At 43.8% G+C, this 14,366-nt stretch carries 16 protein-coding genes; 2 read left to right on the top strand and 14 right to left on the bottom strand.

Features of this window, described 5'->3' with window-relative positions:
* Positions 1-2 precede the first annotated feature (2 nt).
* From dhaK to Y696_RS11935, 8 genes are all read right to left on the bottom strand, one after another.
* Positions 3-995 (bottom strand): dihydroxyacetone kinase subunit DhaK, encoded by a 993-nt coding sequence (gene dhaK / locus Y696_RS11970; protein ID WP_121510664.1) that lies wholly within the window; start codon positions 993-995, stop codon positions 3-5.
* Between the two features lie 24 nt (positions 996-1,019).
* The gene (locus tag Y696_RS11965; protein ID WP_014731864.1) at positions 1,020-2,564 is read right to left on the bottom strand and encodes a sugar ABC transporter ATP-binding protein; all 1,545 of its coding nucleotides are present in this window, start codon (positions 2,562-2,564) and stop codon (positions 1,020-1,022) included.
* A gap of 45 nt (positions 2,565-2,609) precedes the next feature.
* Complete coding sequence (locus tag Y696_RS11960; RefSeq protein ID WP_259459945.1) at positions 2,610-3,569, bottom strand: ABC transporter permease; 960 nt, start codon at positions 3,567-3,569, stop codon at positions 2,610-2,612.
* 15 nt (positions 3,570-3,584) lie between these two features.
* On the bottom strand, positions 3,585-4,568 hold the full coding sequence (locus Y696_RS11955; RefSeq protein ID WP_121510662.1) for an ABC transporter permease: 984 nt from the start codon (positions 4,566-4,568) through the stop codon (positions 3,585-3,587).
* A gap of 85 nt (positions 4,569-4,653) precedes the next feature.
* Positions 4,654-6,006 carry a sugar ABC transporter substrate-binding protein gene (locus tag Y696_RS11950; RefSeq protein ID WP_121510661.1) on the bottom strand — a complete coding sequence of 451 codons (1,353 nt, stop codon included), beginning with the start codon at positions 6,004-6,006 and terminating at the stop codon, positions 4,654-4,656.
* A 96-nt stretch (positions 6,007-6,102) separates the two neighbouring features.
* Positions 6,103-6,741, bottom strand: a complete 639-nt coding sequence (locus Y696_RS11945) for an ureidoglycolate lyase (protein ID WP_014731860.1) — start codon at positions 6,739-6,741, stop codon at positions 6,103-6,105.
* 331 nt (positions 6,742-7,072) lie between these two features.
* Positions 7,073-7,666, bottom strand: coding sequence for an ANTAR domain-containing response regulator (locus tag Y696_RS11940; protein WP_121510660.1), 594 nt, complete (start codon positions 7,664-7,666; stop codon positions 7,073-7,075).
* Positions 7,667-7,719: 53 nt separating this feature from the next.
* Complete coding sequence (locus Y696_RS11935; RefSeq protein ID WP_121510659.1) at positions 7,720-9,582, bottom strand: ATP-binding cassette domain-containing protein; 1,863 nt, start codon at positions 9,580-9,582, stop codon at positions 7,720-7,722.
* Positions 9,583-10,035: 453 nt separating this feature from the next.
* Between Y696_RS11935 and Y696_RS11930 the strand changes: the two genes are divergently transcribed.
* Positions 10,036-10,248, top strand: a complete 213-nt coding sequence (locus tag Y696_RS11930) for a hypothetical protein (protein ID WP_099772346.1) — start codon at positions 10,036-10,038, stop codon at positions 10,246-10,248.
* Between the two features lie 242 nt (positions 10,249-10,490).
* Complete coding sequence (locus Y696_RS11925) at positions 10,491-11,735, top strand: hypothetical protein (protein WP_121510658.1); 1,245 nt, start codon at positions 10,491-10,493, stop codon at positions 11,733-11,735.
* 56 nt (positions 11,736-11,791) lie between these two features.
* Here the strand turns inward: Y696_RS11925 and Y696_RS11920 are convergent, their stop codons facing one another.
* The 6 genes from Y696_RS11920 to Y696_RS14375 form a co-directional block, all read right to left on the bottom strand.
* A complete protein-coding gene (locus tag Y696_RS11920) occupies positions 11,792-11,977 on the bottom strand; it encodes a transcription initiation factor TFIIIB (protein ID WP_121510657.1) in 186 nt (61 codons plus the stop codon).
* Between the two features lie 209 nt (positions 11,978-12,186).
* Positions 12,187-12,627 carry a hypothetical protein gene (locus Y696_RS11915; protein ID WP_121510656.1) on the bottom strand — a complete coding sequence of 147 codons (441 nt, stop codon included), beginning with the start codon at positions 12,625-12,627 and terminating at the stop codon, positions 12,187-12,189.
* Positions 12,628-12,721: 94 nt separating this feature from the next.
* Positions 12,722-13,117 (bottom strand): transglutaminase domain-containing protein, encoded by a 396-nt coding sequence (locus tag Y696_RS14110; RefSeq protein ID WP_183084230.1) that lies wholly within the window; start codon positions 13,115-13,117, stop codon positions 12,722-12,724.
* 93 nt (positions 13,118-13,210) lie between these two features.
* A complete protein-coding gene (locus Y696_RS14105; protein WP_183084229.1) occupies positions 13,211-13,354 on the bottom strand; it encodes a hypothetical protein in 144 nt (47 codons plus the stop codon).
* A gap of 77 nt (positions 13,355-13,431) precedes the next feature.
* A complete protein-coding gene (locus Y696_RS11900) occupies positions 13,432-13,785 on the bottom strand; it encodes a hypothetical protein (RefSeq protein WP_121510653.1) in 354 nt (117 codons plus the stop codon).
* A 30-nt stretch (positions 13,786-13,815) separates the two neighbouring features.
* A complete protein-coding gene (locus tag Y696_RS14375; RefSeq protein WP_259459567.1) occupies positions 13,816-14,058 on the bottom strand; it encodes a hypothetical protein in 243 nt (80 codons plus the stop codon).
* Between the last annotated feature and the right edge of the window lie 308 nt (positions 14,059-14,366).

Raw genomic sequence — 14,366 nt, 5'->3', positions numbered from 1 at the left:
TTCTAAGCCTCCGTTTCCTTCCAGGCAGCGGTTTCACAGGGTGCAGAGAGAAGTCTCTTCATCTGTTCGTCGAGAATAAGAACGGAAATCGACGCACCTTCCATATCTATAGACGTCATGTAGTTTCCAACGAGAGTCTTTGCCACTGCTATTCCCTTACTGTTAAGAATCGTGGCTACCTCATTGTTCAGAATAAAGAGCTCTTGCAGCGGAGTTCCACCAAATCCATTTACCAACACGGCAACCTCTTCATCCTTTGATACGGATAATTCGCCAAGTATTCTTTCGATAATCAATTCAGCGGTTTCTTTCGCCGAGAGTAATCTGTCTCTAAATATTCCGGCTTCTCCGTGAATTCCGACACCAACCTCAATCTTGTCCTCTTCAAGGTCGAAAGTCGGTTTTCCTCTTGCTGGGACGGTACAGGAAGTCAGTGCAATCCCCATAGTTCTAACATTGTCGATAACTCTTTGGGCGATCTCCTTTACCTGCTTGAGAGAAGCTCCCCTTTCTGCCAGAGCTCCAGCAATTTTGTGAACGAAGATCGTTCCAGCCACGCCCCGTCTGTCTTCCTTCTTTTCGATTGATATATCATCATTCACACAAACGCTATCAACTCTAATATCGTAGTCTTCGGCCATTGCAGCAGCGCTTTCGAAATTCATCACGTCTCCAGAATAATTCTTTATAACCAGCAAGACCCCTTGCTCTGAATGGTTGTGTTTTATGGCGTTGAAGACTTGCATTACAGAAGGTGAAGCAAAGACATCACCACATACGGCCGCATCAAGCATTCCCCTGCCTACGAACCCTGCATGAGCAGGTTCATGACCACTTCCACCGCCACTAATTAGGTTAACCTTGTTCTTGTTGGGATTCTTTCTCGAAATCACCATGAATTCCTCGTCGAGTGCAAGGTTCTCCGGGAAAGCCTTCACCATTCCCTGACACATTTCGATTACCACGCTTTTGGGATCATTGATCAGCTTCTTCATCTCTCTACACCACCTCAGCTATTCTTATACCATATCTCTTACTAGTTCTTGCTCGGTTGGTTTCCGCCTCTTATCGGCATCTACGATAAGCGAAATGTTTCCATCTTTCATAATTACTATCCGGTTGCTCAATCCTATGAGTTCGAGCAAGTCGTCTGTTATTAAGATGATGGCAAGGTTCTTATTTGCCGCTTCTCTTATGAAGGTGTATATTTCCTCTTTTGCTCCGATGTCTATGCCTCTGGTGGGATTGTCGAGAATCAGAATATCGAGATTCTTCATAATCCATTTGGTCAGTACGATTTTTTGTTGGTTTCCTCCACTCAACGAAAAGCACAGATCTTCGCTAGTTGCCTTAATTCGGAACTTCTCTATTCCCTCTTTGATCAATTTGGATTCTTGCCTGTTGTTTATAAAGCCCAGGCGACTGCTGAACTCACCAAGTCTTGTAATCGTAAGATTTTCTGCGACCGTTGACAAGCCGATTATTCCGTTTTCCTTCCTTTCGGAAGGAACATACCCGACTCTTAGCTTGGTCATATTTCTTATCGTGGCTTTAGACACGGAATGGCCATCTATAATGATTTCTCCTTCTGTTGGCTCTCCCACCCCAAAAAGGGTCTCGCCCAGGAACTTCTTTCCAGAGCCAATCAGTCCACCTATTCCAAGGATCTCCCCACGACGGACTTCCAGAGAAACAGAGTCATAAAGGCCCTTCTTGGAAAGATTTCTCACCCTCAAGACGGGATCCTCATCCCCATTGAATTCCTTTTGATCTTCAACTCTGTAGGTGTCGGCACTTAACTCTCTTCCTACCATAAGCGGGTGGATCTCTCTCTCTTCCGAGACCTCGGGATCAACTTCTCCAACCAGCTGCCCATCTTTGAGAATTAGAATCCTGTTACAGGCATTCATCAGTTCTGAAAGACGGTGTGAGACAAATATGAATGTTGCCTTGTTTGAAAAACTCTTAATTCTGTCGAGAAGAATCTCTCTTTCCTTTTCTGGGAGCGCAGCAGTTGGTTCATCAAGAAGTATTAGAGGGGTCTCGATCTTGTACATGTCTGCTATGACAAATGCCCTGATGATCTCAAGCATCTGACGCTCGTGAAATGAGTATTGGGAGACTTCTTTTCTTGGGTCGATATCGAGCCCAAAACTCTCCAGATAACGTTTCGCTTCGGAGATCATCTGCCTCTTCTTCAAAGTACCGGCCACCTGGAATCTCTTCTCGTGTGAAAGAAAGAGATTTTCGTAAACAGTCAGGCTTTGGACAAGGTTCTGCTCCTGGAAGACCATCGAAACTCCAAGTATGTTAGCCTCTCTGAAGCTTTGAGGAGCATACTTTTTTCCTTCCAGAAACATCTCTCCTTTATCGGGTGGTTCAACTCCCGCTATAAGCTTTAGCAGAGTTGACTTTCCCGCCCCATTTTCACCGGCGAATCCAATAACGTCGTTCTTATTGATCTTGAAGGTAACATCTTTCAGTGCCTGCACACCAGGATAGTTTCTATCGATTCCCTTGATCTCAAAGAGGATTTTGCTATTTTCTTTTACTTTTTCATCCATAAAGATAAACCTCGCATTCTCAGTATCACCTTTTTGAATCGAAGATCACTTAACGGCGATCATCTTCGGTCTTCCAACATTGGACATAAGCGCACCGGCAATTATCAGAGCACCCATTGCAACGTTCCTGAATTCAGGCGTTACACCCATGAAATTCAGGCCGCTTATCAGAACGGTAACCAGCATCGCTCCGAGAACTGTGCCGATTGGTCCTCCTCGGCCTCCGCTAAGAGGAATGCCGCCCATGACAACGATTGCTATTACGGGCAAGGTATAAGTATCACCAGTATAAGGGCATGCAGCTTCAAGCATAGATGCGTCAAGTGCCCCGGCTAGTCCTACGAGCGAACCATGAATCATAAATACAAAAGTCTGAATCTTTACAACGCTGATCCCTGAATACTGGCATACGTACTCGTTGTTGCCGATGGCGTAAATCATTCTGCCAAGCACTGTTTTCTTGGTTATCAAAAGTGTTATAAGCACCACAATGATAGGTATGGTGATCAGGTTCGATATGCCGTCTAGAAAACTTCCCCTTGCAACTGCGAGAAAGGATTCAGAACTGACGTTGTAAGGAGACCCTTTTAGCATCAAAACTGCAGTTCCATTTAAGATTCCCATCATGGCGATAGTGGATAGAAACGTCGGGATTTTCAGGAAAGTAGCCAGAAAACCGTTTATCAGACCTACCAGAGCCCCCACTATCATCCCCACAATAATCGATGCGCCACCTAGCGCAGAGCTAGCCATTGCGGATGCCACGGCAGTAATCGTTATCGTCGCTCCGACTGATACGTCAATACTTCCCATCAGAACGACCATAGACATACCCATCGATGCAATCAGCAGAATGGCCATTTGTACGAGCAAGTTGTTGAAGTTCTTTGCAGACAAGAATGTTGGATACTGCAAACCGAATATCAAGAACAAAACCACAAGTAGCAAGGGAGTCCACAGCTTTGAAAGTGGGAACTTTCGCTTCCTGTTTCGATTATCCATCATCATCCACCTCCCTGCCTACTTGGTGAGAAGTAATCTTCCGCGTCGATGAGGAAGCATTACGAGTGAAATGGCTGCGATTAGCAGTATGCCTTTTGCAATGTTTTGGACATTCGATGTACTTCCAATTAGACTCATTCCATTATCGAACATACTGATGAGAAGAACCCCTATGAGTGTCTTCAATAAACCACCAGAACCTCCCATGATGGAAGTCCCACCAACGACCACGGCTATTAGCGTATTGAAGAGGTACTTGTCTCCAAGTCTTGCTGGTGCCATTCCCAGATAAGAAGAAAGTAAAACAGAGGCAATACCGACCAATAACCCGGAGAATGTGAACGCGATTATCCTATATTTATTTGTATTGATTCCCATTTTCTTCACGGACTCTTCGTTGCTTCCTATTGCCAAAATGTATCTTCCCACTACTGTCTTCCTGCTTATGAATACGAAAACTGCAAATACAATGAAGGCCCAAATAATGACATTTGGAATGCCTTCGATCATCTGTCCCGTCGAAATCCAGGCAAAGTCCCTGTTTCTAATGGATATGTTATAACCATTTGTTAGACCAGTAGCTATTCCCACATAGACATACATCATCGCCAGTGTAACGATGAAAGACGGAAGTTTCAGAAGTACCACCAGTAGACCGTTAATCAGTCCCGAAAGGAATCCTACGACTATCGCAAGAACTATCATCCCTAATCCACCCTGAGGAAAGAAGTAAGCGGCAACAATCGCACAGGATGAAAGCATGGCGCCCACAGAGAGATCTATGCTTCCCATGAGTATGGGAAAAGTCTCTCCGGCGGCAACCAGAAGGAAGACGCTCGAGACTGTCAGAATACCTGTGATATTCCTTATTCTTGAGAATGGCGGATATAAGATTGCGAAAACCACAAAGATTCCAACAAGCAACAAGTAGGGAAGTACTTCAATAAGGTTCTCTGCTTTTAGTCCTTTTTTTAAGAGATTTTTGAGAGCCAAATTCCTCATCCTTCCAGAAAGAGTAGACTGATCCCCCGTCGCTGGAACAGTCTACTCCAGCATTCAAAAGTGTTTTTTTAGATTCATACGGTGCTTAGTTATTACATCCTTCTCCAAAATCTGGAATGTCGAAGCGGTAGGGAACGTCAATAACTTCATGAACAAGCACATCGTTTTCCATTCTCTTTACGATATCTGCTCTGAGACCTTCTTCCAGGTTGTTCGCAACAAATACGTAGTTGTATGGGGAGCTCTCGAATGGAGGTACGACCCACGCGGCTGTGAACTTTTCAAGGTAAAGCTCGTAGATCTCCTGGTAAAGACCGGATTCCATAGCTTCCTTGTATTCCTTGGGAACTTCGTAACCTCTGGGCTTGTCAAGGTAAATCCAGTTGGTAAATCTCTCGGGGTATATGGGAACTAGAAGTCCCTGTGGATCCCAGTCGTCTGGATGAAGCGTTCTTGACATCTTCTTCCAGTCGTAGTCATATGGAGCGTCCTTTCCGAAAGTCTCGATGTACCAGTCAACGTTTTCAGGGGTAATGAAGGTCTGCATTGTTGACATCATCGTTTCAGGAACGGTCGGTTTCCAGCCGTTCTTCATGTCGTATACAGTAACGGCCTGTCTTCCGGCCATCCAGAATCCGTAAATTCCAGCGACAACGTCGAGACTTCCATCCTTGATATCGACGAGGTTGGACTTGTTAGCATCGGTTGTGACCTGGAAAACGTGGTCCAGTCCGGCCTCTTCACAGGCAATTGCCGCACCAACATTCATGCTGGTATTTGCGCCAAATATTCCGTCTATCCTGTCACCGAACTTTGCGATCCAGTCTTTGGTAACAGAGTAGCCCTTGTCTCTTATGAAGTCTGCATATTCCTCTCCGATAACAGTGATATTCGGGAAGTTCTCCATAAGAGCTGCTTTGTAGCCTCTAACTCTGTCGTTACCTGCTTTGGAGCCAGGGAATCCCCAGAGAACACAGGTCTCGCCCTCTCCATTGAGAAGTCTGCCCATTTCCAGACCGCCTAGATAACCATCGACATAAGCGTCAGGTCCAATGAACTGACCGTAGTATGGACCAGCGTCTAGTGGTGTCCACCAGTCGGCTATCTCTAGGATATTCGCGTAATAGACTTTCTCTCTGTTGACGAAGTTCGATGCCTGAATAACGGATTCGATTGTTGGTGAGTAGCCGAATATCATCTTGACACCAGCGGCAGCGAAGGACTCGATTTGGAACAGGAACTTTTCGGGGCTCCTGTCGTCGCTGGCTGCTATGTACATGTTTCCAAGAGCCTCGACAGCCTCCCTTGCGCCTTTGTCAAAAGTAAGGAAGAAGTCGTTTGCCATCTGTGCATACGTGCATACCATTGTTTCCGTTGAAAGTGCAGTAACACCAAACAAAGCAATAAGAGCAATTAACAGAACACTGAGCTTTTTCACCTGTCTTATCCTCCTTCAAAAGAAGTACTCTCATAGATCAAAACATTTACACGAACAGCTTTTTTCTTTGTGTCAACCTCCCTTCAAACAAACGAATCAAAGAATGATTCTTATCTTGTATTCGCCTCCGTAACCTTCGCCATAGTAATCGGTTTTCAATGCGTGCAGTTGTCCCTTGAAATAGCGGTTTCCAACAGGAGTCTCCCACTTCTTTCCATAGGCCTCAGTTACGTCGCCGGTGACTTCTCCAAGTTTTCCAAAGCGAGGCATTAAAACAGGGGTAGGGCCGTCAATTGCGAAAGGCGGGTAGTGCCATGTTCCTTTGTTCAAAAGAACGCCTTCATTCGGTCCAATGAGAAAGGCTCTGGTCTTCTCCGCTTCGGGGATCTTCGACTTCGGAGCAAGAACAAAGATGAACTGCTTTCCACCCAGAGGGAAAAAGAATTCGTAAGTTTCGTAATGAACCTCAGTCCAGTTTAGAACCTCACCTATTGGCTTAGGGTAGACAAAGAGCATACCCATCGAAAAGCGGTCCTCTTTGTTGTCCTTGAAAGGAATTAGATCCCAGTATGCCTTGATCATGCTGTTTTCGACTGCGGGTTTTGCGTCCACAGGATGCAACTCATACTTACCTTCTTCCGTGTCTTCATCTCTACCGATGATTCTGCCAAAGGTGCTGAAATCTCTCATACTTACTTCACTTAGTTTTTCCAGTTTTACGTCAACCACTGCCATAATCTCTCTCCTCCATTCTCAGATTTTTTGCTCACACGGTGAACAGATATCTATTTTCCGAAAACTGATTCCTGTAACTCCCAAAACAAAAAAGGTGCCTGCAACTAGCCAGGCACCCATAACCTTTATATTTCCTTACTCAGCAACACCAATCATAAGCATTGCTTTTAAGTATATTCACTTTTCATATATTCACTTAACAATTATGCACAAAAGGATGCGTTTAGCAAAGTCCCGTGTGATGATCTCTGTTCTATTTATGAGTCATTAATAACGATTATGAGAAAAAAGCTCAAGCTTTCGCGAATTCTGTACAGCTGGAACTACGGACCTACATACCGTAATGCAGAGTATTGTCTGCTTCTATGATTTCCCTCGCAACAACAACAAGCTTCAGATTCTTATCTCTACTAATCTTCTGGAGCAACTTCATCGCCTCTGATTCCTTGATCCCATTACGGTCCATCAGAATCCCTTTTGCCCTTTCTATGAGTTTTCTTGCCTCTAGAGCCTCTTCCTGCTCATGGAGCTCCTTCTTCAAAAGCGCAAACTCCTTGAATCGGCCCATCGCAATGTCTATGGCGGGCTTCAGTTCCTTCTCATCAACGGGTTTTACCAGATAGTTGAAGACCCCTACGGAGTTGGCTCGCTTAACGGTTTCTTCGCTGCTGTAACCTGTAACGATTATTGATGGTACGAGTTTGACTTTTGCTATTCTCTCAATAGCTTCGATTCCGCTAAGCGCTGGAAGGTTAACATCTACGATCAGTAAATCCGGATCCTTTTCAAGCGCTAGTTTTACGAAGGTTTCGCCATCCATAGCCTCTCCTATAACATTGTGACCGAGATCAGTCAGTGTTTCTTTGAGCCCTCTAAGGACTATGTACTCGTCTTCTGCGATTAGTATGTTTAAAGAATTATCCATAGGAACTGACTCCCCTTTCGGCTAGGTTTAGCGCATAATCGCTAATAATTCTTTTATGAGCCTTTTGTTAGCAAAAGGCTTTCTTTTGGAATCAGGATCTTTACTTTTGCTCCTTTTTCCGAGGCGATTTCAAGAGTACCGTCGAACTGATTTTCAACGATAGATCTCGCTAGAGAAAGCCCCAGTTTTTCGTCTTTTTCGGAGAAGGATCTATTGGGAAATCCCGTACCATTATCCTCGACGATTATTTCCACATTATCGTCAAAGCTCTTGCAGGAAATCGATATTAAACCGTTCTCTAAATCTTTGAAAGCGTGTTTCACGCAGTTGTTTATCAATTCGCTTATCGTCAGCGAGATCCCGCTTGCTTTGTCGTATGGAATAAAGATGTCATCGAGATCTTTCCTTACCTGAAGAGTACCATCTACTATGTTGAAACGCACAATAGTATCTACGAGACTCTTCAGGTTTATTATACTTCTACCAAGCTCGTCGTGAGAAAGAAGATCATGAACGGCGGCGATACTTTTCACCCTGGAAACAACATTGTCCAGAAGATCTTCGACTTCGCTGCCTGTCTTTCTATCCAAACTCCTCTTCTGGATATTTATAAGACTTACAATGGTTTGAAGATTATTCTTTATCCTGTGGTGGCTTTCCTGAAGCAACACCGAACTCCCCATAAGCCGGGTATTGTCTATTGCAAGGGCGACCTGCCTCGAAAGCGTATGAAATATCTTTTTCTGCTTTTCAGTTGGCTCGTAGAATTTACGATAGCCTACCTGAAACAAGGCAGTGTGGTGAGATCTTACTGAGACTGGGTCACAAACAATTGTCTCGGTATTTCGAATGCTCTTAAAGAGCTTTTCAAAAAGCACATCATCGAAATTTGAAACAAAGAGCTTCTTGTTGTCCATTATTCTCATTACAACTTCGTCATTAAGGGCGGCTTCAACTAACTCAGTCTCTTTGTGTTTTATTGTGTCCATAATCGTTCTGGTCTTTTCATCGACCAGGTACACATAACAGGAGTCGGACTCCATAATTTTGCATGTGTAGTTTTCAAGCATTTTCAAGACGTCATTAATCTCGTAATTAGAAGTAAGATACTCGGCCGCCCTCAAAACGGCGTCGATAATGTCCTCTGTTTCTATTTCCTCGGTCTCTCGTTTTATCGAATCTGATTTTTTCCATCCTAGTATGAGTCTTAGAAGTTTCTCCGGCTTGTCTTTCGCTTCTTCGGAGCTTAGAGTTCCACATAGCACCCCTTCGGATAGAACACTTATTCTGTCGGAGTATTTCATTGCCTCGTCCCACTTGTTTGTGACATAGAGTATTCCCGTTCCCTTTTCCTTCAGTTCGGTGAGTATTCTAAGAAGAAGATCCTGTGACTTGGAACTTAAATTGGCAGTAGGTTCGTACAGAACCACCAACCGAGGCTCATAAATACATAGCCTCAGAAGCTCTATAAGCTTTTTCTCCTCGGTCGAAAGCTTATACACGTGAGTCTTCTCTGAAATGCCAAGGTCGAATCTTGCGATGAGTTCTTTCACAGTGTGGTTTATCTTCGAATGGTTAATCAGCTTGATAACATTGGAATGACTTCTCAACATGTACATGTTCTCTGCCACGGTCAAGCCCTCTGCGACCATCGGTTCTTCAAGGAGGAACAGGATATCTGTCGAACCTCCAATCTTCATTTTGCCCGTGACATCTATTCCATCAAAAAACACTCTTCCGGAAATCTTCTTTTCAGCTCCGGTGAGAACATTAACAACAAGCTCCTTTCCGGCGCCATACTCTCCAACAAGGGCGTGAACTTCAGAAGAGTTGACTTCCAGATTGATCTCCTTGAGATTGACATTGCCCGTGTCATTGCTACTAAGTTCTTTGATATCAAGAATACATTGCTCCATAGCGGATCCCTCGAATTCTGCAGCCTTTTTCCTTTCATACAGCTGCAGCAACAATAAATAGATCACGGATCAGAAAAGAAAGTCGAACAAACATTTGCTTGTTGAGAATGAGTCTCATAATCATTCTACAACACAATGTATCGAAACTATATGTATGTGTAGGTTTCTACATTTTCAGAGTCACATCTAACTCGAAAAAACCTTGATCAGCATTAAGAATAGTAGGATTCGAGACTCGCGAAAACTAATGTTATGTGAAGTACAACTTTTGAAGTAAAAACATCACAGTAGAGAATGATAATAAAATATTAATTAGTGTTAAAATTTATATGTAAAGCAGATTGACGAGTCTCTTCATTTTGAACGAGATTCGGTGGGGTCTGCCTGCGTTAGAATTGACGTCCTGATGCTTAACTGGTTTGGCTTATCCGTCAGGGCAAGGAGGAATCTGAAATGTCTTACAAGCACTATTATGTTGGTGACTCCGTTTTGTCGACGGGTGACTACGAGGTTCACACTGGTGATTGTGTTGAGCTGGCAAGAGTAGAGTCAAAGACTTATCTTGGCTATTATGATAACTGTCAGGATGCGATTAGGAAGGCAAGTGATATCTATCCGAACGTATGCGGCTGCAAATACTGCTCGCCTGGTTGTCACAGGAGATAATTTTCCCGTAATTGCGGGGCTATCGGTTCTTTTATTGCAACACTGTAGGTTGGCACGTGTGCGATCTGAAGAAACTGTTCAAAAGCTCTTCAGGTTTAATTGCCGTTTTGGTTTCAAGTGCCTATTGATAATTCTTTATGGCTTTGGCTTCTATTCGAAAACACTGCTCGTGCTAAAATCAATCGAACCTGTATGGTTATCGATACCAGATAGTTATCTACTTTCTAGAGGGAGAGACCTATTTGAATGACGGCAGAACAAAGGTTGGAATAGGTTTTGCGACGGGGCGAAGGCACTTTCAGAGAGTTTTGCGTAGCTACGTCTACAACTGGAAAGAGTCTGAACTGGTTGACAGCAAAGAACTAACGCTGAATCTATTTGTTGCGTATGATCTGAATTACAAGAATACAAAGAAGGCAAATTACACCAAGATCAGTTCCAGTGTGGACGAATTACTGTTCTCCAAACATTTCATAGGTCAGAAGGAAGTTGAAGAAGAAAAGAGGTCGCTCATTAAGCGCGGGATTGTCGATTCGGAAGAAGCTTCTTTGGTTTTTGCAAAAGGATATGCTTCCCAGAGAAATATCGTTCTGTACAGCGCTCTGAAGAATCACATCGATTGCCTGCTCTATCTTGACGATGACGAGTATCCAGTTGCCGTTACGAACTACATGGGCTCTGTTTCGTGGATGGGCCAGCATCTTCTGAAAACTCACTTGAACTACATTGATCAAGCCGACATCACCTACGGTTATCACTGTGGATACATTTCTCCGATCCCCTTCATAGAGTTTTCTCCAGCACTACCGGAGGATACTTTCAGACTCTTCATTGAGGCAATTAGCAACGACATAGTCAAGTGGGAGACTCTCAAAAGACTTATAGTTGCCGGAGGAGTATCGTACGCCGATCCGAAAATACTGAACAGTGGTGAAATCTTTGAAGTTGAAGAGGTAAATCATGCCAAATTCATCTCTGGATCGAATCTCTGTCTAAATCTAAAAGATCCAGGCAGACTTTTCCCCTTCTATAATCCACCTGGAGCGAGAGGTGAAGATACTTTCTTGAGTACCTGTCTGAGCGACAGGAGGGTGCTCAAAGTGCCAAGTTACGCATTTCATAACGCATTCTCAACGTACAACCACATTTTGATGGGTGTTCTCCCAACCGGTCTCAGACCTATAAGAGCCGATTCGAGAGATATAGTTAGACGTTTCTACAGATCCTGCATTGGATGGATCAGGTACAAGCCTTTGCTTCTTTACATAACCGATCGCGACAACTATTCGAACAAGATTGAAGAGATGAAGATCAACCTTAGGGAAACATTACCTTCTATTTCATCGTACTTTGGTACCGATTCGTTCTACAACATTTCCAAAGAGCTGAACAAGTATCATAAGTCGGTCGAGAAACACTACGAGCAGTTCGAAAGAGTAAAAGAGATTTGGTCGAAGATATCGGATTATCTCCGCGAAGCTTACTAAGGCTCTTGAATACAAGTTTAATCTGAAACTTTTATGGAACCCCTAAACAGAAAAGATCAGAACTTCTCGGGCTTTTCTGCCTGAAGATCGAAAATATGTCCGCATTCTCTGCAAACGCGCACTATAACCTTAGATCCCATCGAAAGAGGCTTTCCTAAAGGCATAAGAGCCGCAAAACCTGACCAGTAACCCTTTCCAATGTCCAGTGAGCCGCAGTTTGGGTATTTGTCCGTTCGAATCATCTAATACCTCCAGTCATCATCTAGAATCGAAATGTTTCTATCATCTATTAGAAATTACAAAAAAAATCGGGAGTCTTGGTTTTTTTGTCTGCCGCCACTCGACTCTTCAACCTTGTTGATAATTCGCTCACCATGAGTATTGCAGTCATGTCATGCGCGTCGTATAGATAGCATTTGAAAATCCTAACCAAGGCGGGAGATAAGCCCCATTATTCTCTTGAAGAGATGAAGGCGGCGAAGAGAACCACAACACCTCCCGCAAGAAGTACTGCCCAACCAAGCCAGTGAAGTTGCGGTCCACCGATGATATTCGCTATTTCCTCTCCAGAACTACCGGGAACATTGCTCTGAATAAGCTCTTTAAACTGTGTTCTCAAAGAATTCTCGTCGGGAAGGTCCCTAATCACGGTAATCAACCTCGCTATTACAACGCCAATCGAAGCAAGTCCGGAAAGAAAGACCATAGATCTCATTTTCACGATTCCCATGATACCCGCAAAGATAGCAATTGCCATTGTTAGTGCGCCATATAGATCTCCGCCGTTGAAATAGGTTGCTTCGCCTCCTCCTGGGAAACGTACTATCGGCAGGAACAAACCAGCTATAATCATTGCCGCTCCGACGACGGCGAGAAAAATGCCCTTTTTCATAGTCTCCACCTCTTTTCTAATATCCAACGGGCATAAGACTTTAATCAAGTCTAGGCTAATGATATCAGAATACCACTTGAAGGCGTTGTATGTTTTATCTCATCGGGAGAGCTCTGATCGTAAAACTGTAGGTTATCAGATCGCTAACTCCAAGGTTTTCATTTCCGAATTCGCTCTCGAAAAATGGGAACTGCATTACCTTTTCCAGAGACTGAACATCGTTCGGTCTTTCTTCTGGTATTGTGTCAACTGAATTCTGAACTACCATTCTCAGCGGATCGAAGTTCTCGAAGTAGAAATCCTTATAGATTCTGCTCCCTTCCTCAGTTACACCGACAGAGTACATTACACCCTGTCCTACTGAAGTATCTACTGGAATCCAGCCGTAACTAGGGAGATGAAATTCAGCCCGGAAAAGAGAGGTGAACCCCCCCCCGGGTTTTCTCGCCGGTATTCCAATTGAGCGGCAGAAAAATTGATTGCATTCCATAATCTCCATATCCGTGTTCCATAGCAAAAAGGCTTTCTGGAATACCTTCCGCCTCTAGAGAAGCTTGGGCAATTAGACTGTAGTAGATATTCTCTACGACGTAATCGTAAAGAAGTCTGCCTGAAGATATGGGTTTTTCTCTTCTCCGACGATCCTTCCGACAAGGTCCTTCATCTCTTCGTTGTAATAAATTGATTCGGTAGAAAGGGTACTCTCCATGTATGTAGGGCTTTCCATGTCATATTCTCCGATTTGCGAAGGATCGACGTCGAATTCCTGCCTGAAATGCCTGAAAGAGAACACTATTTTTATGGCTAGATCCTCCCCAGTGAGCCTAGATCAAAAGAAAGAAGCATGCAGGCAATCTTCCCATCGGTCCTAGGATAGTCGACAAGGGTTTCGGCCGGGACTATGCCAATTATCTCGATCATGTCCTGTCCTAACCTGTTCAGCTGAAGGGGAAGCCAGATCTTTAGATTGTCTTCATCCGGAAGATCTGATTTTGAAACCTCGACCGAGTATTCGACCAGGAACTCTCTGGGATCAAATAGCCCGCTCCAGTCACACTTGAACTCGGCAAAGCCCGCCTGTCTCTTCCGCCCATATTGTGAAAGAACGAATTTCACAGCTTCGGTGAAGTCATCGGCCCAATCTGGATTCTGCTCCACTAGATCGAGATCCCTGTGAAAAGATTTCTTTCAAAGCCTGTGAAGAATATCTCGCCATTCCTCTATCTTTCTCTGAATGTCTCTTTCTTCAATGAACTCATAGAGCTTCTCATTTGAATCGATCTGAGGACAGTGACTCTTGATTATTTCTCTTTCATCATCGAATGTGATTGTGCATTCCATTTTGGATTTGGTTTCCTTCTGTGATGTATAGTAATCCAGGCTCTTTTCAAGAGCTGTCACGGTGGTCGTCACGAACAAGATGATTTTCAACAATGCTATCAAACTTTTGATAGGAATATCCCAGCATACTGTCAATAAAACCGATGAAATGTGTTCTATTTATATAATTTATGGACTACGTAGCGCAGAGTTGTTATCTTTCTAGAGTGAATGAGTTTCTGGATGCTTCTCTTAGATATTCGAGCTCTAACTGAGAGCAACAGAATGGGGATTTCAAGCGAAGAAAGCTGTCCTTATGCAGATAAGAGTTAAATTTGATAAAATTAGTCATATTAAATTCTTTGTTGTTTGCATGAGAAGGACTGTTTCTATGCTGTGTCTTGACACTGACACCGAAG

The sequence above is a fragment of the Mesotoga sp. H07pep.5.4 genome (genome assembly GCF_003664935.1).
Taxonomy (GTDB): Bacteria; Thermotogota; Thermotogae; order Petrotogales; family Kosmotogaceae; genus Mesotoga; species Mesotoga prima.
Note: the sequence above shows the minus strand (reverse complement) of the source record. Positions and strands in the feature narration are given on the sequence as shown.

Excerpts from the sequence above, each read along its gene's own strand:
- Y696_RS11960 (WP_259459945.1), bottom strand. The coding sequence starts at position 3,569 with ATGATGGATAATCGAAACAGGAAGCGAAAGTTCCCACTTTCAAAGCTG.
- Y696_RS11965 (WP_014731864.1), bottom strand. The coding sequence starts at position 2,564 with ATGGATGAAAAAGTAAAAGAAAATAGCAAAATCCTCTTTGAGATCAAG.
- Y696_RS11935 (WP_121510659.1), bottom strand. The coding sequence starts at position 9,582 with ATGGAGCAATGTATTCTTGATATCAAAGAACTTAGTAGCAATGACACG.
- Y696_RS14105 (WP_183084229.1), bottom strand. The coding sequence starts at position 13,354 with ATGGAAAGCCCTACATACATGGAGAGTACCCTTTCTACCGAATCAATT.
- Y696_RS11930 (WP_099772346.1), top strand. The coding sequence starts at position 10,036 with ATGTCTTACAAGCACTATTATGTTGGTGACTCCGTTTTGTCGACGGGT.
- Y696_RS11920 (WP_121510657.1), bottom strand. The coding sequence starts at position 11,977 with ATGATTCGAACGGACAAATACCCAAACTGCGGCTCACTGGACATTGGA.
- Y696_RS14110 (WP_183084230.1), bottom strand. The coding sequence starts at position 13,117 with ATGGAATGCAATCAATTTTTCTGCCGCTCAATTGGAATACCGGCGAGA.
- Y696_RS11945 (WP_014731860.1), bottom strand. The coding sequence starts at position 6,741 with ATGGCAGTGGTTGACGTAAAACTGGAAAAACTAAGTGAAGTAAGTATG.
- Y696_RS11940 (WP_121510660.1), bottom strand. The coding sequence starts at position 7,666 with ATGGATAATTCTTTAAACATACTAATCGCAGAAGACGAGTACATAGTC.
- dhaK (WP_121510664.1), bottom strand. The coding sequence starts at position 995 with ATGAAGAAGCTGATCAATGATCCCAAAAGCGTGGTAATCGAAATGTGT.
- Y696_RS11955 (WP_121510662.1), bottom strand. The coding sequence starts at position 4,568 with ATGAGGAATTTGGCTCTCAAAAATCTCTTAAAAAAAGGACTAAAAGCA.
- Y696_RS11915 (WP_121510656.1), bottom strand. The coding sequence starts at position 12,627 with ATGAAAAAGGGCATTTTTCTCGCCGTCGTCGGAGCGGCAATGATTATA.